This window comes from Pseudomonas edaphica (genome assembly GCF_965277385.1).
In the GTDB taxonomy this organism is placed as follows: domain Bacteria; phylum Pseudomonadota; class Gammaproteobacteria; order Pseudomonadales; family Pseudomonadaceae; genus Aquipseudomonas; species Aquipseudomonas edaphica.
This window is the reverse complement of the sequence record NZ_OZ255725.1, coordinates 1406182-1425194: the sequence shown is the minus strand read 5'-3', so window position 1 is coordinate 1425194 and position 19013 is coordinate 1406182. Positions and strand designations below refer to the sequence as shown.

The following is a 19013-nucleotide window of genomic DNA, read 5'->3' as shown; positions in this document are numbered from 1 at the left end:
GATTAAGGGACTTAGAGTCCAGCTATACCATTAATGAACATCGACGGTGGCATCAGCCTCTCTCGTATTGTTTTAAGGGTGACCATTTTTGTTACATTTTGCTATACGATACTGTTGCTGTGCTAGCTAATGATACGGCTGCAACTCAACGTCTCGGGCCAAGCCTAGCAGCTTGTCAGGTGTTCGCCATTTTTTGTTCATGAGCGCTCGAACCCCGCGGTTTCGTAGGGGTCAGTGCCTACCCGTCCTGGTTTTTTTTGGGGCTGACAAAGGATTTCAAAGGATTTCCGACACAACAAGGGTATCATCCCATCTATGGTGTTTACTGTAGGTGTCGAGTACCACCGTGGTATTTTCTGTACAGAATAGGGGTTATTAACCCAAGGAAAGGTCGTCAAAGGAGTGCGATTTTTCTGAAAGGAGATTTTCATGCAGTTGCCACGTCTGTACGATTTTTGTTCAGTGCGGGTTATTCATTGTGGATCGCTATTTTCGTCTATTCGCGGGCAGGGTTTTGATTCTAGGAGCGTGGAAAAGTGTTGGAGAGGGGCATGGATAAGATGAGAGTTTTTTTATTAAATCTGCCGCGCCGCCACAAGCGCATTCTTCAGGTGCTTGTCGATATTGTACTGGTGTGGATTTCATTATGGTTGGCCTTCGTCGTACGGCTTGGAATTGCCGAGATGGAACAACCGATCCAGCGATACTTATGGCTGTTCGTGAGCGCTCCGGTTATTGCCATTCCCCTGTTTGTTCGCTTTGGCATGTACCGCGCCGTCATGCGTTACTTTGGTAACGATGCACTTATTACTATTATCAAGGCGGTGAGCCTTTCTTCACTTATTCTTGGCTTGGCTGTCTATCTTTACAGCAACCATCAATACGTTGTTCCACGCTCGGTTATTTTCAATTATTGGTGGTTGTGCCTGGTTACCGTAGGCGGGTTGAGACTAGCGATGCGCCAGTACTTCATGGGGGATTGGTTCTCTGCAGCACAGCATGTTCCCTTTACCAATCGTGATGATGGCTTGACGAAAGTTGCCATTTACGGAGCCGGCTCGGCGGGTAATCAATTGGTTGCTGCGTTGCGCATGGGGCGTGTCATGCGGCCGGTCGCGTTTATCGATGACGACGGGAGTATCGCAGGTCGTGTCATCTCTGGGCTGCAGGTGTTCAAGCCCAAGCATATTCAGCAGATGATCGACACAACAGGCGCTCAGCAGATATTGCTCGCAGTGCCTTCGGCGGGCCGCGGGCGCAGGCGTGAGATTCTCTCGAACTTGGAGCGTTTTCCGCTGCATGTGCGCAGTGTTCCGGATTTTATGGACCTGGCCAGTGGCCGCGTCAAGGTCGACGATATTCAGGAAGTCGATATTGCCGACTTGCTGGGGCGTGATGCAGTGCCAGCCCAGGAAGACCTGCTTGCACGTTGTATCGTTGGCCAGTCGGTCTTGGTCACGGGAGCAGGGGGGTCGATCGGGTCTGAGCTATGCCGGCAGATTTTGACGCAGAAACCCAAGACCTTACTCTTGTTCGAACACAGCGAATTTAACCTCTACAGTATCCTGTCCGAACTTGAACACCGCGTTGCGCATGAGTCAATGCCCATTAAGTTATTGCCCATTCTGGGTTCGGTACGCGACGAGAATAAATTACTTGATGTTATGAAGAGCTGGCACGTCGACACGGTTTATCATGCGGCTGCGTACAAGCATGTGCCGATTGTCGAACACAACATTGCCGAAGGTGTCTTGAATAACATCATTGGTACTTTGAATACCGCCCAGGCAGCCTTGAAGGCCGGTGTGGTGAACTTTGTGCTGATTTCCACCGACAAGGCTGTTCGCCCCACTAATGTGATGGGGAGTACCAAGCGCCTTGCAGAATTAGCCCTGCAAGCCCTCAGCGTTGAAAAAGCGCCGGTGATGTTTGGCGACAAGTCTGGCGTGGCCCGCGTAAACAAAACGCGCTTCACGATGGTCAGGTTCGGCAATGTACTGGGTTCTTCCGGCTCAGTGATTCCGCTTTTTCACCGGCAGATCAAGGCCGGCGGTCCATTGACCGTCACACACCCAAAAATTACGCGTTATTTCATGACCATCCCCGAAGCGGCCCAACTGGTGATCCAGGCCGGTTCCATGGGGCAGGGGGGGGACGTGTTCGTTCTGGACATGGGTGAGCCCGTAAAAATTGTAGAGCTTGCGGAAAAGATGATTCATTTATCCGGGCTGAGTGTACGCACGGATAAAAACCCTCTCGGGGATATCGCGATTGAGTTCACCGGATTGCGGCCAGGCGAAAAGCTTTACGAGGAGTTGCTGATCGGCAACAACGTCGTCGCTACCCAGCACCCGATGATTATGAGCGCCAACGAGGATCACCTGGCGTGGGACGTACTCAAAAGCAAACTGAGCGAATTGCTCGGCGCGGTGAGTGAGGACGACTACACCCGTGTGCGTCAGATCCTGCGCGAGACAGTCAGTGGCTACTCGCCCGACGGCGAAATCGTCGATTGGATCTACCAGCAGCGCCGTTTGGAGCCGTGAGTTAACACCCTGTTACTCACCCGTTTTTGACTCTCTCCCCACATCGCCTAAGTTAGAAAAGCAGCTTTTGGAAAGCTGCTTTTCTTCTACCGATGTCATGGAGTGTCACCAATGCAAAACGCCTATATCTCTTCCCTGATCTTTGCCGTCCTCACCAGCCTCTCCGTAGCAACCACCGCAGCCCCCTCCATCAAACCCGAAGCCCCGGCGCCTATCACGGCCCAGATGGCTAACGTCGAGCAATCCACCAAGGTCAATCTCAACACCGCCGACGCTGAAGTCCTGCGCCGCGACCTGTTCGGTATTGGCGCCGCCAAGGCCAAGGCGATCATCGCCTATCGCGACAGCAACGGGCCTTTCACGGCGGTAGACGAGTTGCTGGAAGTCAAAGGCATCGGTAAGGCGTTGCTGGAGAAAAACCGCGACAGGCTGGCAATCAACTAAGGGTGTAAATCCTGGGCAAGAGGCCGGTCATTGACCGGCCTTCTGTTTGTCCGAGACCTGTTCTTTCAAACACCCGCGTACCACTTCCATGATATGGGCTGCCAGTTCCGGGTTTTCGACGCTTCTGGCCAACACCAATGCGCCCACCAATGTCGACATCAGTACCAGGCTCTCGTGTTCCCCCTTTGGGTGCTCCAATGCTGAGTCGATCTGCGTCAACCTGGCTTCAAGTACCGCATCCGTTACCGGACTATGCTGCCCTCGCAGGCCCAGCTCCGACGACATCGTGGGCAGCGGGCAGCCTTCACCCGGCGAGGTCTGGTGCCATTGCGAAAGGTAACTGTCGATGAACGCATCCAGCGGCCGTTTCTGGCTGAACAACATTGCGCAATGGGCATCCAGCTCTACGGCGGCGGCCAGAAGGGCTTTGTCCACTAGGTCATCCTTGGACTTGAAATGCGCGTAGAACCCGCCGTGTGTCAGGTTCAACGCTTTCATCAAGGGCTGCAGGCCGGTGGCGCCAATACCATCGCGGCGAAATCGTACGGAGGCTTCCTTGATGATGCGTTGGTGAGTCTGGGCTTTGTGGTCTGTTGAATAACGCATAGGACGGCCTCGAGAACGAGTGCGCATTTTAGCGGAGTCGAACCTGTTTACCCATAGAGACGGCATTCAGCGGGCTTGGCATGAAAAGTGATTACATCTGCTGCATGAATTGTTCAACAATCGAGACTCGATGATGACGCTCAGCTTGTCTCTAGCCGATCAGATTGCCCTTGAACTGCGCGCCGACATCATGGGTGGGCGGCTGTTACCGGGGATGGCGCTGGTCGAAGTGGACCTGGTCAAACGCTATAACGCCTCGCGCAATACCATTCGCGAAGCGTTACACCGTTTGGGGCAGGAGGGGCTCACCCGTTATGTGCGCAACAAGGGCGTGATGGTCCGGCGTGTGGCGCGCGACGACGTGCGTGACCTGTTTGTGGTCCGCCGTACCCTTGAGCTGCAGGCCATCGCCCAGAGTGGCACGCTGACGGGCGACCACGACGTGCGTATGCAAAATGCCATCGACGCCACCACGCTGGCGCGAGAGCGCGAAGATTGGCGCGCCGTTGCCACTCATAGCCTGGTGTTCCACCAGCACATTGTCGGGTTGATGCGCAGCCCTTTATTCGATGAGTTTTTCGCCCAAGTGATTGCTCAATTGCGCCTGGTGTTTTGTGCGGCGCCCGATGAACAACGTTTTCAGTCGCCCTGGCTGGAGCGTGATCGTGAGATCTACACCTTGCTGGCGCAGGGCAATAAACCAGCTGCGCAGGAGGCGATGAGCCTCTATCTGCACGATTCTGAACAGCTGTCCCTGGCGCTGTTTGACTACCCTTGATGGAGGATTGCACCCATGTACAAAGACTATCCGGCTGCCTATCAGGTCAGCAAAGGCTCGGCGCTGCAAGTGGACACGGCCTTCTACGCACGTATTCGCGACCAGGCGGGTAAACGCACATTGATCGAGCAGTTCGAAGTGCCGATTCGCACGGGCAGGGCGTGGAAAGTGCCGGCCGGGCATGTGTTTCGCGTGACAACGCCGGTAGGGCCACAGGTCGGCGATTTCAATGTGTGGAACGCCAATGACCCGCGCGAACGCCTATGGGCGGCACGCACGCGGCAGTTGCAGGGCGCCCATGTCAGTACCCATGACCGGCTATGGTCGAACCTGCCGTTTCTGCGCCCCTTGGTGACCATCACTGATGACAGCCTGGCGGGCTACGGCATCGATGAACACGGTGGGCGCCTGCACGATTTGCTCGGCACTCGCTGTGACCCGTATGTGAACCGCATGCTCACCGGCGAAGACTTCCACCACCATTGCCATTCCAACTTGACCCGCGCCGTGCTGCCCCATGGCCTGACCGAATTTGACGTGCACGATGTGCTGAATATTTTCCAGTGCACCGGTCTTAATCATGACGACATGTACTTCATGAAAGCCTGCCCGGCGCAGAAGGGCGATTACCTGGAGTTTTTTGCCGAGATTGATTTGCTCTGCGCATTGTCGACGTGCCCGGGCGGGGACTTGTCGCTACCGATGTGGGGGCCGGACGCACAAGACCCATTGACCGTGTGCCGCCCGCTGGGCGTAGAGATCTATCGCTTGGAGGTGGAGTTGCTCAACGGCTGGAGCCAGCCTGAGCGTGCTGCCTACAAAGGGCAGCACGGCTTGCATATTGCCAAGGCAGCCTGGGAATAACCTGCTTCAGCGGTCCTGCGCATCCTTGGCGTCCGCCTGGGCGTTGCGCTCGACCACGCGTTTGCGTTGTTCGTCGGTGAGTTCCACCTTGTTGGCGCTGTCACGCAGCATCAGCAGCCCACCGACGATCGACCCGATCGCTACCACTAAAATCAACCACGCATACCACGGCATAATGCTCTCCTTGAGGCGGACCAGCGTCGGAGGATGTTCCCACGCTAATAACGGCTTTGAGTAACAGGCGTTCTGAGTAGTTCATTGTAGGCCTGTTCCGCCTCGTTAACCTTAGCGCCCGTTCAACATCGCATCAGCCGGTGCGTCGGCACGGTCTTGGGCGGTCAGCTGGAAGTAGATGAACCCCGCCAGCATAAAGCCCAGGAATATCAAACCGATCAGCGCATTGAACCAGGCCATGGCCACCAGGCACACCAGCGCCAATACCAGCGCAATAGCCGGCACGATCGGATAGCCCGGTGCGCGGAATGTGCGCTCCAGCAGCGGTTCGGTCTTACGCAGCTTGAACAGGCTGAGCATGCTCATGATGTACATCACAATGGCGCCGAACACCGCCATGGTGATCATCGCTGCGGTCAGCGTCATGCCACCCAGGTTGATCAGGCCGTCGCTGTAGATCGCGGCGATACCGACCACACCGCCGGCGATAATGGCCCGGTGCGGTGTCTGAAAACGCGACAGTTTGGCCAGGAACGGCGGCAAGTAACCAGCACGGGCCAGGGCAAAGAACTGCCGCGAATAGCCGAGGATGATGCCGTGAAAGCTTGCCACCAAGCCAAACAGACCAATCCACACCAGCATGTGCAGCCAGCCGGAGCCGGTGCCCACCACGCTTTTCATCGCCTGCGGCAGCGGGTCGTTGATGTTCGACAGGGTGCGCCAGTCGCCCACGCCACCGGCGAAGAACATCACGCCCATGGCCAGGATCACCAAGGTCAGGATGCCGCTGATGTAGGCTTTTGGAATAGTGCGCTTGGGATCTTTCGCCTCTTCAGCTGCCATGGCTGCGCCCTCGATGGCGAGGAAGAACCAGATGGCGAAAGGAATAGCCGCAAACATCCCGGCAATGGCCGGTGCGCCAAAGGTGTCGGAACCCGCCCAGCCGTTCAGGGCAAAGTTGCTGAAGCTGAACGCCGGCGCGACCACGCCCATGAACACCAGCAATTCAGCGACGGCGAGCACGCACACCACCAGTTCAAAGGTCGCGGCGAGCTTCACCCCCAGGATATTCAGGCCCATGAACACGATGTAGGCCCCCACAGCCGCGTGTTTCGGGTCGAGTGCCGGGAACTGCACGTTCAGGTAAGCGCCGATGGCCAAGGCAATCGCGGGTGGTGCGAAGACAAATTCGATCAAGGTCGCCAGGCCCGCGATCAAACCGCCTTTCTCGCCAAAGGCGCGACGGCTGTAGGCGAACGGCCCGCCCGCGTGAGGAATCGCGGTGGTCAGTTCGGTGAAACTGAATATAAAGCAGGTGTACATGGCGGCGACCATCAACGAGGTCACCAAAAAGCCCAGCGTGCCGGCCACGCCCCAGCCATAGCTCCAGCCAAAGTATTCGCCGGAAATCACCAGCCCGACGGCAATGCCCCATAAATGCAGGGTGCCCAAGGTGGGTTTGAGTTGTGTGTTCATCGTGTGGCGCTCCCTGAACGGGTTGGAATGATTACTGGGTGTTGCAGCGGCCATGCCATTGCGCGAACTCATGTCGTAAAGGCGCCGAACTGTCGCCATGGGGACGGTTTGGCGTTTGAATTTTTTCGGCGTCGCACCAGATGGGTGCGGTGGTGGCCTCACCGACGCCATCGCGGGCAAGCCCGGCTCCCACAGGGAATGCATTTCAATGGTGGGAGCCGGGCATGCCCGCGATGAGGCCCGCCCAGGCGCTGAAAATCCCCCTGTAAACCCCGCATAAACCCACTCTTTACGCCGTCTTTACGCCCCGCCCATACCCTCGCTCTCGTTCCTTTACGCCACTCCTGCCGACAATTGCCCCACACGCGGCAATCGCCGCAAAACGGAGAGACTTCCATGAGCGTTCTGGACGGGGTGTCACTGCTATTGGCCGTGGCGCTGTTCATTTATCTGCTGGTTGCGCTGTTACGCGCGGATCGGAACTAGGAGCAGGCTATGCACAGTTATGACTATTGGCTGATCATCGCCTTCTTTGCCGTGGTGCTGGTGCCGGCACCGTTCCTGGGGCGGTTCTACTACAAGGTGATGGAAGGCCAGCGCACCTGGCTCTCGCCCGTGCTCGGCCCCGTCGAGCGCGGCTGTTATCGCCTGTCCGGCGTGGACGAGCACCAGGAGCAGAGCTGGCAGAAGTACACGTTGGCACTGCTGGCGTTCAACCTGGCCGGTTTTGTGTTGCTGTTTACCGTGTTGTTGTTCCAGGAATATCTCCCACTTAACCCGCAGAAATTGCCGGGTCAGGAATGGACGCTGGCCTTCAACACGGCGGTCAGTTTCATGACCAACACCAACTGGCAGAACTACAGCGGTGAAGCCTCCCTGAGCTATCTCAGCCAGATGATCGGTCTCACCGTGCAGAACTTCGTCAGCGCCGCCACTGGCCTGGCTGTGCTGGTCGCGTTGTGCCGTGGTATCGGGCGTAAATCCACCAAGACCCTGGGCAACTTCTGGGTCGACATGACCCGCGCCACCCTCTACGGCCTGCTGCCGTTGTGCCTGGTGTTCGCGTTGTTCTTGGTGTGGCAGGGCGTGCCGCAAACCTTCGCGCACTATGTGAATGCCGTGACGATGCAGGGCGTGGACCAAGTGATCCCACTCGGCCCGGCAGCCAGCCAGATTGCGATCAAGCAGTTGGGCACCAACGGTGGCGGGTTCTTCGGTGTCAACTCGGCGCACCCGTTTGAAAACCCGACTGCCTGGGCCAACCTGTTCGAGTTGTCGGCGATCATCCTGATCCCGGTGGCGCTGGTGTTCACCTTCGGTCATTACGTGAAAGACCTGCGTCAGAGCCGGGCGATCCTCGGTTGTATGCTGGCCTTGTTCCTGATCGGCGGCGCGACCTCGCTGTGGGCCGAATACCAGCCCAACCCCACCCTGAACAACCCAGCTGTTGAGCAAACCGCGCCGCTGGAAGGTAAAGAGGTGCGCTTCGGTACCACTGCCACCGTGTTGTGGTCGGTCACCACTACAGCGGCGTCCAATGGTTCGGTCAACGGTATGCACGACAGCCTCAACCCGCTGAGCGGCATGGTGGCGCTGGTCAACATGATGGTCGGCGAAGTGATCTTCGGCGGCGTCGGCGCCGGTATGTACGGCATGTTGCTCAACGTGTTGATCGCGGTGTTCCTCGCCGGCCTGATGATCGGCCGCACCCCGGAATACCTGGGCAAGAAGCTGCAGGCCAAGGAAGTGCAATTGCTGGTGGTGACTTTGCTGGTGATGCCGATCGGCACCCTGGTACTGGGCGCCATCGCCGCCAGCCTGCCGGGTCCGGCGGGGGCCATCAGCAACCCCGGCCCGCACGGTTTCAGTCAATTGTTGTATGCCTACACCTCGGCCAGTGCCAACAACGGCTCGGCGTTCGGCGGCTTCAGTGCCAACACCACGTTCCACAACCTGATGATGGGCCTGGGTATGTTGATCGGCCGCTTCGGCTACATCCTCCCGGTACTGGCCCTTGCCGGCAGCCTGGCGATGAAGAAAACCGCACCGATTGGCCAGAACAGCTTCCCGACCCATGGCCCACTGTTCGTGACCCTGTTGACCGTGACCATTTTGCTGGTGGGCGGCCTGACTTTCCTGCCGACGCTGGCACTGGGCCCAATTGCTGAACACCTGAGCATGGCTGCTCCTAAATAAAGAGCTAGAGGGGATATGAACATGAATATGCCTGCAAAAAATGCGGCCCCTGTGAGTTCTCAGGAACCGGCCAAAACCGCCATCTCCGCTCTTTGGCGTCCGGCGCTGGTCCAGGCTTTCGTCAAGCTGGACCCACGCCAACTGCAACGCTCGCCGGTGATGCTGGTGGTCGAGTTGACCGCCATCCTCACCACCGTGTTGTGCTTTGTGCCGGACACTGCGGTGCCGACCTTTGTTGCGGTACAAATCGCCGTGTGGCTGTGGTTCACCGTGCTGTTCGCCAACTTTGCCGAAGCCTTGGCCGAAGGTCGCGGCAAGGCCCGCGCCGACAGCCTCAAAGCCGGCAGCGAAGGCCTGAGCGCCCGCCGCAAAGAGGCCGACGGCAGCTTCAAGGTCGTGCCGGCCACCAGCCTGCGCAAAGGTGATGTGGTGCGCGTCGCGGCCGGGGAGATGATCCCCGGTGACGGCGAGGTCATCGAAGGTATCGCGGCCGTCAACGAGGCGGCGATCACTGGCGAATCCGCACCGGTTATCCGTGAATCCGGCGGCGACCGTTCGGCCGTCACCGGCAACACGCGGCTGGTGTCGGACTGGTTGCTGATCCGCATCACCGTCAACCCGGGCGAGTCCACGCTGGACCGCATGATCGCCCTGGTGGAAGGCGCCAAACGCCAGAAAACCCCGAATGAAGTGGCGCTGGATATCCTGCTGATCGGCCTTACGCTGATCTTCCTGCTGGTGGTGGTCACCCTGCAGCCGTTCGCCCACTTCGCCAATGGCAGCTTGCCGCTGGTGTTCCTGGTCGCGCTGCTGGTGACGCTGATTCCGACCACCATCGGCGGCCTGTTATCGGCCATCGGTATCGCCGGCATGGATCGCCTGGTACGCCTCAACGTCATCGCCAAATCCGGGCGTGCGGTGGAAGCGGCGGGTGACGTGCATGTGCTGCTGCTGGACAAGACCGGCACCATCACCTTCGGCAACCGTCGCTGTGCAGCCGTGATCGCAGCGCCTGGCGTCAGTGGTCGCGACCTGGCTGAAGGCGCGTTGCTGGCGTCCCTGGCGGACGACACGGCGGAAGGCAAATCCATCGTCGAATACCTGCGTGCTTTGCACCCTCAGGCCGAGCCAACCGTGGAGGAGCTGACCTCCGTGCCGTTCAGTGCCGAAACGCGCTTGTCCGGTGTCGACTACCAAGGCCGTGTGTTCCGCAAAGGCGCGGTCGATTCACTGCTGGCGTTTATCGGCCAACAACGCCGTGACCTGCAGCCGGCACTCTCGCGGGAAATCGACAAGATCGCCCAGAGCGGCGGCACGCCATTGCTGGTATGCGCCGATGGCAAACTGCTCGGTGCGATCCACCTCAAGGACGTGGTTAAACCCGGCATCCGCGAACGCTTCGCCGAACTGCGCAAACTGGGGATTCGCACCGTGATGGTCACCGGCGACAACCCGTTGACCGCCGCCGCGATTGCCGCTGAAGCGGGCGTGGACGACGTGCTGGCCGAAGCCACGCCAGAGAAGAAACTCGCCCGCATCCGCCACGAGCAGAACGACGGTCGCCTGGTTGCTATGTGCGGCGACGGCGCCAACGACGCTCCGGCGCTGGCCCAGGCCGACGTCGGCATGGCGATGAACGACGGCACCCAGGCCGCTCGCGAAGCGGCCAACATGGTCGACCTCGACAGCGACCCGACCAAGCTGCTGGATGTGGTGCAGATCGGCAAGGAACTGCTGGTGACACGCGGTGCGTTGACGACCTTTTCCATCGCCAACGACGTGGCCAAATACTTCGCGATTTTGCCGGCGCTGTTTGCCTCGATCTACCCGCAATTGGGCGTGCTCAACGTGATGCATTTGCAAAGCCCGCAGAGCGCGATTCTCTCGGCGATCGTCTTCAACGCGCTGATTATCGTGGTGTTGATTCCCCTGGCACTGCGCGGTGTGCGCGTACAGGCGGCGAGTGCGGCGGCGTTGCTGCGCCGCAACCTGCTGATCTACGGGCTGGGCGGGCTTTTGGTGCCGTTCGTGGGCATCAAGGCGATCGACATGCTCCTGACCGCGCTGCACCTGGTGTAACTGGATCGCACTTTTTGTGGAGAGGGAGCAAGCTCCCTCGCCACAGTGGTTACTCGATTTATTGAGGATTTCAAGATGACTAACATGATCCGCCCGGCCCTGAGCCTGCTGGTCCTCATGACCCTGATCACCGGCGTTGCCTACCCGCTGGTGGTCACCGGTGTCGCCCAAGTTGCGTTCCCCGACCAGGCCAACGGCAGCCTGGTGCGTGACGCCGAGGGCAAAGTGCGCGGCTCCAGCCTGATCGCCCAGGATTTTACCGGTGACAGCTGGTTCCACCCACGCCCATCGGCTGGCGCGTTTGCGACGGTCTCCAGCAGCGCCAGCAACCTGGCCCCAAGCAACCCGGCATTGGCCACGCGTATTTTTGATGACGCGAATAAACAGTTGGTGCCAGGCCAGGGGCCGGTGCCTTTGGCCTCCCTGACTACCTCCGGCAGCGGCCTTGATCCGCACTTGCCACCGGCGGCGATTGCCTATCAACTGGCGCGAGTGGCGGCGGCGCGAAATGTGCCCGTGTCTACACTGCAGCGCTTGCTCGATGAGCACATCGAAAGCCCGCTGGTGGGGCCGCCGGTGGTGAATGTGCTGGCGCTGAACATGGCGCTGGAAACGTTGTAAACCGTGGTGCCGTTATCGCGGGCAAGCCCGCTCCCACAGGGAAATGCATTCCAAATGTGGGAGCGGGCTTGCCCGCGATGACGGCCTGAAGGATTCCAAATAAACACCTGAAGGAACTCCAAAGCATGAGCGACTCCGGCCGCGCCGATGCCCTGTTAGCCGATCTGCCACGGGACGGCCGTGGCCGGCTCAAAGTCTTCCTCGGTGCGGCGCCCGGTGTGGGCAAGACCTACGCCATGCTCCAGGCCGCCCACACCCAACTGCGCCAGGGTGTGCGCCTGATCGCAGGCGTGGTTGAAACCCACGGCCGCGCCGAGACCGAAGCCTTGCTCAGCGGCCTGCCGCAGCAACCCTTGCTGCGCAGCGAATACCGTGGCGTGATGCTCGAAGAAATGGACCTCGACGGCCTGCTCGCCGCCAAGCCCAAGCTGGTGCTGGTGGATGAGCTGGCCCACAGCAACGCCCCCGGCAGCCGCCATGAAAAACGCTGGCAAGACATCCAGGAACTGCTCGCCGCCGGCATCAACGTGTTCACCACGGTCAACGTCCAACACCTGGAAAGCTTGAACGATCAGGTGCGTGGCATCACCGGCGTGCAAGTGCGTGAAACCTTGCCCGACTGGGTGCTGCAAGAGGCCGACGAGCTGCTGCTGATCGACCTGCCGTCCCGCGAGCTGCTGGAGCGCCTGCGCGACGGCAAGGTGTATGTGCCGGAACAGGCCCGCGCCGCCATCGACGCATTCTTCACCCAGACCAACCTGATGGCCCTGCGCGAGCTGGCCATGCAAACCGCTGCTGCGCATGTCGATGACGATTTGGCCCAAGGCTACCGCCAGCTCGGCCAGGCCGCCCCGGCGGTGCGCGGGCGTTTGCTGGTGGGCGTGGACGGTGATGCGCAGGCCGAACGCCTGGTACGTCACGCCAGCCGCGTGGCCCAGCGCCGGCATTTGCCGTGGAGCATGGTGCATATCGATAACGGCCGTGCGCACGACGAGCAATCGCGTCTGCGCCTGCAGAACGCCCAGCAGTTGGCTGAACGGCTGGGCGGCGAAGTGGTGTTGCTGCGCGCCGGTGAAGTGGCCAAGACGCTGATCCAGCATGCCGCCGAACGCCGCGCCAGCCTGCTACTCGTGGGGCAGTCGCGGATGCGCTGGCGGCGCAGGCTGTTCGGAGGGGGTTTGGCGGCACGCTTGCTGCGCAATGCGCGGGGTTTGGAGATCAACGTGCTCGACAGCGACGACATGCCCGCGCCGCCACGCCTGCCGGATGTGCGCGGGCTGGTGTGGTTCGACTATGGCCTGGCGGTGGTTGCAACCATCGTCGCGGCGGCGCTGGCCTGGGCGGTGGCCAGTGTGTTGCCGCTGCCGAATATCTCGTTGGTGTTTCTCGCTGCGGTACTGCTGGTCGGTGTGCGCAGCAGCCTGGGACCGTCGCTGGTGTGTGCGGCGCTGTCGTTCCTGAGCTACGACTTTCTGTTTATCCCGCCGAAATTCTCCTTCGCCATCCAGCGTGAAGAAGACGTGCTGACCCTGTTGTTTTTCTTGCTGATGGCGGCGCTGACCGGCAACCTCGCGGCGCGTCAGCGTCGGCAGTTGCAGGCCTTGCGCGACACCCAGGAAGAAACCAGCGAACTGCTCGACCTGTCGCGCAAGCTCACTGCGGCCACCGACCGCCAGGCGGTGATCAGTGCAGCGGCCCATCATCTGGACGGCTGGAGTGATCTGGACCTGTGTCTACTTAATCGCGACGGCCAGGGCGGCTGGAAGGTTGAAACCGGCACCGCGCTGAACCTCACCGAAGCCGAACGCGCCGCCGCCGATTGGGCCTGGCAGCATGATCAACCGGCTGGCATGGGCACCGGCACGTTGCCGTTTGGGCGTTGGTGGTGGTGGCCACTGTCGGGCGAGGAGGGGCCGTTGGGCCTGCTAGGCGTCAGCCCCAAACCCGGCCTGGAATTGAGCGGCCAACGCCGTCGTCTGCTCACCGCATTGAGCCAGCCATTGGCCCAGGCTCTGGCGCGCGCGCAACTGGCGCAGGAGCTGGAATCGGCGCGCCTGCACGGCGAAACCGAACAACTGCGCAGCGCCTTGCTGGCCTCGGTGTCCCACGATTTGCGCACGCCGTTGACCTCGATGCGCGGCAGCATCGACAGCCTGCTGGCGCTCGGCGAAGCCATCCCGCTGGAAGACCGCCGCGAATTGCTGGAAGGCACCCGCGATGAAGCCGAGCGCCTGGACCGCTATATCCAGAACCTGCTGGACATGACACGCCTGGGTCACGGCGCCCTGAAGCTGGCGCGCGATTGGGTCTCGCCGGGTGATATCGTCGGCAGCGCCCTGGGCCGCTTGCGCGCGGTACTGGCGCCGTTGCAGGTGCACACCGACGTGCCGGCGCAGTTGCCGTTGCTGTATGTGCACGCCGCGTTGATCGAGCAGGCCTTGGTCAATGTGCTGGAAAACGCCGCGCGTTTCTCACCGCCCCACGGCCGTTTGCAGGTGAGTGCCGGCGTGGCCGATGAGCAACTGTTTTTTTCGGTGGCCGACGAGGGACCGGGGATTCCCGAGGACGAGCGTGCGAAGATTTTCGATATGTTCTACACCGCCGCCCGTGGTGATCGCGGCGGGCAGGGCACGGGCCTTGGCCTGGCGATCTGCCAGGGCATGGTGGGCGCTCACGGTGGGCATATCCGCGTCGAGGATGGTATAGAAGGGCGCGGCACCTGCATCAGCTTGTTCCTGCCGTTACCGACGCAACCTGGCCCGGAGCGCGAGCCTTGAGCTACCCTCTTTTTTCCACGGATTTTGATTGGACACCATGAGCCAGACCGCGACGATTTTAGTCATTGATGACGAACCGCAGATCCGCAAATTCCTGCGTATCAGCCTGGCCTCCCAGGGCTACAAGGTGATCGAGGCCGGCACCGGCAACGAGGGCCTGGCCCAAGCGGCATTGAGCAAACCGGATTTGCTGGTGCTCGACCTTGGCCTGCCCGACATGGACGGCCAGCAAGTGTTGCGCGAGTTTCGTGAGTGGTCGACGGTGCCGGTGTTGGTGCTGTCGGTGCGCGCCAGCGAAGTGCAAAAAGTCGAAGCCCTGGACAGCGGCGCCAATGACTACGTGACCAAGCCCTTTGGCATCCAGGAATTTCTTGCCCGTGTGCGCGCCTTGTTGCGCCAGGCACCGGCGGGAGAAGCTCAGGAAGCGGCGTTGAGTTTCGGCCCTTTGACGGTGGACCTGGCCTATCGCCGGGTGCTGCTGGACGGTGTCGAGGTGGCCCTGACCCGCAAGGAATACGCGGTGCTGGCGCAACTGGCGCGGCATCCTGGACGGGTGATCACCCAGCAGCAATTGCTCAAGGATATCTGGGGGCCGACCCATACTGAAGACAGCCATTACCTGCGCATTGTGGTGGGCCATCTGCGTCAGAAGTTGGCGGATGATCCGACGCAGCCACGGTTTATCGTGACCGAGGCGGGTGTGGGGTATCGGTTGTTGAATGCCTGAATGTTGCAGTGCCTGAACGGGCCTCATCGCAGGCAAGCCAGCTCCCACCTTTCGATTTGTGACTACATTCAAAGGTGGGAGCTGGCTTGCCTGCGATAGGGCCATCAGCCACACCCACACGTTCAACCCTGCTCACTCTCATACTTGTCCAACGTATCACTGGCAATTTCGCGCCCCAACGCGATCAACTCCGGCGCCTTGTAGAACTCGAAAAACCGGCACACGCGCTTCGGCACGTTGATCAACACGTCCGGCGGGTAACCGGCAATCTTGTACTGCGCCAACGAGGTCTGCATCACTTCGAAGCTCTGGTTGATCAGGTCCAGCAGTGACGCCGGCCCGACGTTATCGATAATGAACGAGCCGGTCGCGGACTTCGGTGCGCCTTGTTTTTCCGGGGCGGCCGCAGGTTGTTGGGCCTCGGGTTCGGCCGACTCCAGCCACGGGTTGATTTCGGCGGCCTGGGACTGCAAGGCTTCCTGTTCCAGCTTCATCAGTTGCTCGGCCTGTTTGCGCCGAAACGGCAGGTGCGAACCCAGCGATTTGGCCAAGCTGTTGAAGCGGCTTTTGAACGCCGGCGGGCGCTGGATCACTGGCAGGTGGTAGTGCTTCTGGTTGGTGGCGTTGAGGTTGACTGCGATGATCAAGTCGCAATGGCTCGACACCACCGGCACGATCGGCAGCGGGTTGAGCAGGCCGCCGTCCACCAGCATGCGGTTGCCTTGCATCACCGGTGTGAACAGGCTGGGAATCGCCGCCGAAGCGCGCATGGCCTGGTGCAGGCAGCCTTCCTGGAACCAGATTTCCTGTTGGTTGGTCAGGTCGGTGGCCACGGCGGTGTAGGGAATGCGCAGTTCTTCGATATTGATCTCGCCGACGATCTTGCGGATTTGCCCGAAGACTTTTTCGCCACGAATCGCCCCCAGTCGAAAGCTCACGTCCACCAGGCGCAGCACGTCCAGGTAGTCGAGGCTCTCGATCCAGTTGCGGTATTCGTCGAGCTTGCCGGCGGCGTAGATCCCGCCGACCACGGCGCCCATGGAGCAGCCGGCGATACAGGCGATGTCGTAGCCGCGCCGTTCGATTTCCTCGATCACGCCGATGTGGGCGTAACCGCGGGCGCCGCCGGAGCCGAGCACCAAGGCAACACGTTTTTTCATGAGCTGATCCTTCGCAAAACAGTGGCCCACAATGCGCTTACCGGCCGAGGGCATCAAAATATTTTTCCAGAATAGCCATTACGCTCGGGTATGCTCTGGCGGTAGGCATTTCTGAGCAGGCACTTCTGAAAGCACTTTTGAATGGACACTTCTGATTTCAGGCGGCCCCCAAGGCACTTTTCCTTGGAGGCAACGTCTACAGCCTACGACTGTTTTTCTATATTTGAGGTGTCATTGATGAAAGCCTGGATGTGTGTGCCTGTGATCGTGTTGGCCCTGGCCGGTTGTGCCGGCAAAACCGCATACCGCGACAGCTGTGGCACACAATTGGATGCGGCCTGGCACGAGTTGGATTTGGCCAAGGCCGAAGGCTTTGCCGGCACCGTGAGCTACTCTAAGGCTTTGTCGCTGTTGACCGGCGCCAAGACCCAGCAGCAATTCGAAGCGTTTGAAGGCTGTTCCAACAAGGCCGAGAAAGCGCGCTTCTACATTCGTGAGTCCCGCGCCGGGCGTTGATCGGTAAGCGGCGACTAGGGTTTCATCGTTAAGGGGGAAGGGATGTCAGCGCTGGTTGATCAGTTAGTCGCTCAGGTCATTGGCCTGGAAGTAGGGTTACTGAGCTGCCAGGCTCGCCTCGCCGCCGTTACCGACGATGAAGCCTTGCATGACCTGCGCACCACCGTGCGGCGCCTGCGCAGTTTGTTGCGCCCCTTGCGTGGGCTACCGGGTGTCGAGCAGCTGGAATTGGCCGCCAGCACGGTCGGCCAATTGACCACGCCGTTGCGTGACCGTGAGGTGCTGGCGGCGTATTTGCAGCAGCACGGCCATCACGCGGCGGCCGACCGGCGCCTGCGTTTGCAGGCCGATGCTTACCGCCAGGTGGCGCAAAGTCCGGAACTCGCGCATTTGCTGCTGATCCTGGATGCCTTCCCGCGTTTTATCCGCGCCTCCCAACACCAGAAACTGCTCAAAGGCCTGCGCCCGCGCATCGAGAAGCGTCTGGCCAAGCAGTCGCAGAAACTCGATGACGCCCTCAAAGACCCGGATCATGACCGCCACCGTCTGCGCCTGCTGATCAAGCGCGTGCGCTACGCGGCCGAAGCCTACCCCGAACTGGACAAACTGCCGGCCAAGGCGATGCAACGCCTCAAGCAAGCGCAAGGCGCCCTCGGCGATTGGCACGATTGCTGGCAATGGCTGGCCCAGGCTGAACATCAACCCGACCTGCAGCCGTGTGTTGCGGTTTGGCAGCGCACCATGGCCAAGGCTGAAGGCCAGGCGGATCGGGTGCTGGACAAGCTCAGCGCGGATTGTTTCTAAACCGGTCCGGCTTTTGGCCGGAATAGGCGCTGTGCCTGCTCAACCTGCTGGTTAAGATCCCGACATCGGTTTTCTGGATGTGAGGTTGCCATGCGCTTTTGTGATTTGCTCGATGCCGCCCGTAACAACCCGCTCGAAGTGACCATCCCTGCCGAGTGGGCGCAGGGCCGCGCAACCTTTGGTGGCCTGGTGGCTGCCTTGCAATACGAAGCCTTGCGCGCCCAAGTGCCGGCGGAACGGCCTTTGCGCTCGCTGGCCATCACCTTTGTCGGCCCGGTAGCGCCGGATGTGCCCGCCAGTTATCAAGTCGAAGTGCTGCGCGAAGGCAAGGCGGTCAGCCAGTTGCTCGGCCGCGTGGTGCAGAACGGCGAAGTGGCGACCTTGGTACAAGCCAGCTTTGGCGCGGCCCGTGAGTCGGTAATTGATGTGTCGAGCGAAGCGCCGCCGGTGTTCAAACACTGGGATGAGTGCCAGGAACTGCCCTATATCAAGGGCGTTACCCCCGAATTCATGCGTCACTTGGCGATGCGCTGGAGTGTCGGCGGCCTGCCGTTTACCGGTAATAAATCCCGCGACATGGGCGGTTGGGTGCGTTTGCGTGGGGACGTGAAGGAAGAGCCGCTGACCGAGTCGCATATTCTTGCCCTGGTCGACGCCTGGCCACCGGCCTTGCTGCCGCACCTGACCAAGCCCGCGCCGGGCAGCACCTTGACCTGGACCATCGAGTTCATCCAGCCGCTGCAAAGCCTGACCACCCTCGACTGGTGCCAGTACTACGTCAACATCGAGCACGCCCGCGACGGCTACGGCCATGCCGCTGCCGCGCTGTGGAGCCCGAGCGGCGAGTTGATCGCCATCAGCCGCCAGACCGTGGTGGTCTTCGCCTGAGCCTCAGAAGTGCTGGCTGCCCTGGGCCTCCAGCGTGCGGCCGTGGCGTTGCAGCGCCACGCCCGCCAACACGCCGACGACGCCGATGGCAAAACTGGCCAGGCTGAAGCTGAATACGCCAGACACCATCAACAGAAAACCAATGATCAGCAAAGGCACGGCAATCAGTTGCAGGCCCAGGTTGGTGGGGTGCTGGTGAGCCTGTGGCTGAGTGCGCCATTGCCAGGCGGGGAAGTTGGGGTGACGTTTGCCCATGATGATCAATCCTCTGTCCGTTGAAACAACATGGACAAAGTTTAGGTCGCAGGCACCTGGGACGGCGAATCAAGGCTCGCTATGGAGGCCATAGCCAGCCTT

The 19013-nt window shown here is 60.4% G+C and carries 17 protein-coding genes and 1 pseudogene; 13 read left to right on the top strand and 5 right to left on the bottom strand.

The features are described from left to right. Nucleotides 1–551: 551 nt before the first annotated feature. Nucleotides 552–2546, top strand: coding sequence for a polysaccharide biosynthesis protein (locus ACQY47_RS06290; protein WP_099549089.1), 1995 nt, complete (start codon nt 552–554; stop codon nt 2544–2546). A 111-nt stretch (nt 2547–2657) separates the two neighbouring features. Beyond that, a complete protein-coding gene (locus ACQY47_RS06285) occupies nt 2658–2990 on the top strand; it encodes a ComEA family DNA-binding protein (RefSeq protein WP_017136089.1) in 333 nt (110 codons plus the stop codon). A gap of 27 nt (nt 2991–3017) precedes the next feature. Here ACQY47_RS06285 and ACQY47_RS06280 read toward each other — a convergent pair whose 3' ends face one another. After that, the gene (locus ACQY47_RS06280) at nt 3018–3596 is read right to left on the bottom strand and encodes a TetR/AcrR family transcriptional regulator (RefSeq protein ID WP_428556535.1); all 579 of its coding nucleotides are present in this window, start codon (nt 3594–3596) and stop codon (nt 3018–3020) included. A gap of 133 nt (nt 3597–3729) precedes the next feature. On the opposite strand from ACQY47_RS06280, the gene ACQY47_RS06275 reads away from it, so the two are divergent. Both ACQY47_RS06275 and ACQY47_RS06270 read left to right on the top strand, forming a co-directional pair. Beyond that, a complete protein-coding gene (locus ACQY47_RS06275; RefSeq protein WP_169985861.1) occupies nt 3730–4374 on the top strand; it encodes a GntR family transcriptional regulator in 645 nt (214 codons plus the stop codon). Between the two features lie 15 nt (nt 4375–4389). Next, a complete protein-coding gene (locus tag ACQY47_RS06270) occupies nt 4390–5238 on the top strand; it encodes an urea carboxylase-associated family protein (protein ID WP_428556533.1) in 849 nt (282 codons plus the stop codon). A 6-nt stretch (nt 5239–5244) separates the two neighbouring features. Here ACQY47_RS06270 and ACQY47_RS06265 read toward each other — a convergent pair whose 3' ends face one another. Further along, on the bottom strand, nt 5245–5412 hold the full coding sequence (locus ACQY47_RS06265) for a DUF2897 family protein (protein WP_017136085.1): 168 nt from the start codon (nt 5410–5412) through the stop codon (nt 5245–5247). A 111-nt stretch (nt 5413–5523) separates the two neighbouring features. Continuing rightward, complete coding sequence (gene eat, locus ACQY47_RS06260; protein ID WP_428556531.1) at nt 5524–6888, bottom strand: ethanolamine permease; 1365 nt, start codon at nt 6886–6888, stop codon at nt 5524–5526. Nucleotides 6889–7284: 396 nt separating this feature from the next. Between eat and kdpF the strand changes: the two genes are divergently transcribed. The 6 genes from kdpF (at nt 7285) to ACQY47_RS06230 (ending at nt 15288) form a co-directional block, all read left to right on the top strand. Further along, a complete protein-coding gene (gene kdpF, locus ACQY47_RS06255; protein WP_003218754.1) occupies nt 7285–7374 on the top strand; it encodes a K(+)-transporting ATPase subunit F in 90 nt (29 codons plus the stop codon). Between the two features lie 9 nt (nt 7375–7383). Further along, nucleotides 7384–9084, top strand: coding sequence for a potassium-transporting ATPase subunit KdpA (gene kdpA / locus ACQY47_RS06250; protein WP_428556528.1), 1701 nt, complete (start codon nt 7384–7386; stop codon nt 9082–9084). 21 nt (nt 9085–9105) lie between these two features. Beyond that, the gene (gene kdpB, locus ACQY47_RS06245) at nt 9106–11163 is read left to right on the top strand and encodes a potassium-transporting ATPase subunit KdpB (protein ID WP_169985681.1); all 2058 of its coding nucleotides are present in this window, start codon (nt 9106–9108) and stop codon (nt 11161–11163) included. Nucleotides 11164–11238: 75 nt separating this feature from the next. Next, complete coding sequence (gene kdpC, locus ACQY47_RS06240) at nt 11239–11784, top strand: potassium-transporting ATPase subunit KdpC (protein WP_017136081.1); 546 nt, start codon at nt 11239–11241, stop codon at nt 11782–11784. A 125-nt stretch (nt 11785–11909) separates the two neighbouring features. Continuing rightward, entirely contained in the window at nt 11910–14561 is a 2652-nt protein-coding gene (locus tag ACQY47_RS06235) for a sensor histidine kinase (protein ID WP_017136124.1), read from the top strand. Between the two features lie 37 nt (nt 14562–14598). Continuing rightward, nucleotides 14599–15288 carry a response regulator gene (locus tag ACQY47_RS06230; RefSeq protein WP_053255124.1) on the top strand — a complete coding sequence of 230 codons (690 nt, stop codon included), beginning with the start codon at nt 14599–14601 and terminating at the stop codon, nt 15286–15288. 122 nt (nt 15289–15410) lie between these two features. Here the strand turns inward: ACQY47_RS06230 and ACQY47_RS06225 are convergent, their stop codons facing one another. Then, a complete protein-coding gene (locus ACQY47_RS06225) occupies nt 15411–16448 on the bottom strand; it encodes a patatin-like phospholipase family protein (protein WP_099549110.1) in 1038 nt (345 codons plus the stop codon). Nucleotides 16449–16685: 237 nt separating this feature from the next. Between ACQY47_RS06225 and ACQY47_RS06220 the strand changes: the two genes are divergently transcribed. The 3 genes from ACQY47_RS06220 (at nt 16686) to ACQY47_RS06210 (ending at nt 18656) form a co-directional block, all read left to right on the top strand. Next, the gene (locus tag ACQY47_RS06220; protein ID WP_010176194.1) at nt 16686–16964 is read left to right on the top strand and encodes a hypothetical protein; all 279 of its coding nucleotides are present in this window, start codon (nt 16686–16688) and stop codon (nt 16962–16964) included. A gap of 42 nt (nt 16965–17006) precedes the next feature. After that, entirely contained in the window at nt 17007–17768 is a 762-nt protein-coding gene (locus tag ACQY47_RS06215) for a CHAD domain-containing protein (RefSeq protein ID WP_428556523.1), read from the top strand. Between the two features lie 90 nt (nt 17769–17858). Continuing rightward, nucleotides 17859–18656: an acyl-CoA thioesterase domain-containing protein gene (locus ACQY47_RS06210; RefSeq protein ID WP_017136128.1), complete on the top strand. Its 798-nt coding sequence runs from the start codon at nt 17859–17861 to the stop codon at nt 18654–18656. Between the two features lie 6 nt (nt 18657–18662). Here the strand turns inward: ACQY47_RS06210 and ACQY47_RS06205 are convergent. Next, nucleotides 18663–18911 (bottom strand): annotated as a pseudogene (locus ACQY47_RS06205) (terminase); the annotation flags it as partial. Nucleotides 18912–19013 lie beyond the last annotated feature (102 nt).

Excerpts from the sequence above, each read along its gene's own strand:
- ACQY47_RS06280 (WP_428556535.1), bottom strand. The coding sequence starts at position 3,596 with ATGCGTTATTCAACAGACCACAAAGCCCAGACTCACCAACGCATCATC.
- ACQY47_RS06215 (WP_428556523.1), top strand. The coding sequence starts at position 17,007 with ATGTCAGCGCTGGTTGATCAGTTAGTCGCTCAGGTCATTGGCCTGGAA.
- ACQY47_RS06220 (WP_010176194.1), top strand. The coding sequence starts at position 16,686 with ATGAAAGCCTGGATGTGTGTGCCTGTGATCGTGTTGGCCCTGGCCGGT.
- ACQY47_RS06265 (WP_017136085.1), bottom strand. The coding sequence starts at position 5,412 with ATGCCGTGGTATGCGTGGTTGATTTTAGTGGTAGCGATCGGGTCGATC.
- ACQY47_RS06275 (WP_169985861.1), top strand. The coding sequence starts at position 3,730 with ATGACGCTCAGCTTGTCTCTAGCCGATCAGATTGCCCTTGAACTGCGC.
- ACQY47_RS06230 (WP_053255124.1), top strand. The coding sequence starts at position 14,599 with ATGAGCCAGACCGCGACGATTTTAGTCATTGATGACGAACCGCAGATC.
- ACQY47_RS06290 (WP_099549089.1), top strand. The coding sequence starts at position 552 with ATGGATAAGATGAGAGTTTTTTTATTAAATCTGCCGCGCCGCCACAAG.
- kdpC (WP_017136081.1), top strand. The coding sequence starts at position 11,239 with ATGACTAACATGATCCGCCCGGCCCTGAGCCTGCTGGTCCTCATGACC.
- ACQY47_RS06225 (WP_099549110.1), bottom strand. The coding sequence starts at position 16,448 with ATGAAAAAACGTGTTGCCTTGGTGCTCGGCTCCGGCGGCGCCCGCGGT.
- ACQY47_RS06270 (WP_428556533.1), top strand. The coding sequence starts at position 4,390 with ATGTACAAAGACTATCCGGCTGCCTATCAGGTCAGCAAAGGCTCGGCG.
- kdpF (WP_003218754.1), top strand. The coding sequence starts at position 7,285 with ATGAGCGTTCTGGACGGGGTGTCACTGCTATTGGCCGTGGCGCTGTTC.
- ACQY47_RS06235 (WP_017136124.1), top strand. The coding sequence starts at position 11,910 with ATGAGCGACTCCGGCCGCGCCGATGCCCTGTTAGCCGATCTGCCACGG.
- eat (WP_428556531.1), bottom strand. The coding sequence starts at position 6,888 with ATGAACACACAACTCAAACCCACCTTGGGCACCCTGCATTTATGGGGC.
- ACQY47_RS06210 (WP_017136128.1), top strand. The coding sequence starts at position 17,859 with ATGCGCTTTTGTGATTTGCTCGATGCCGCCCGTAACAACCCGCTCGAA.
- kdpB (WP_169985681.1), top strand. The coding sequence starts at position 9,106 with ATGAATATGCCTGCAAAAAATGCGGCCCCTGTGAGTTCTCAGGAACCG.
- kdpA (WP_428556528.1), top strand. The coding sequence starts at position 7,384 with ATGCACAGTTATGACTATTGGCTGATCATCGCCTTCTTTGCCGTGGTG.
- ACQY47_RS06285 (WP_017136089.1), top strand. The coding sequence starts at position 2,658 with ATGCAAAACGCCTATATCTCTTCCCTGATCTTTGCCGTCCTCACCAGC.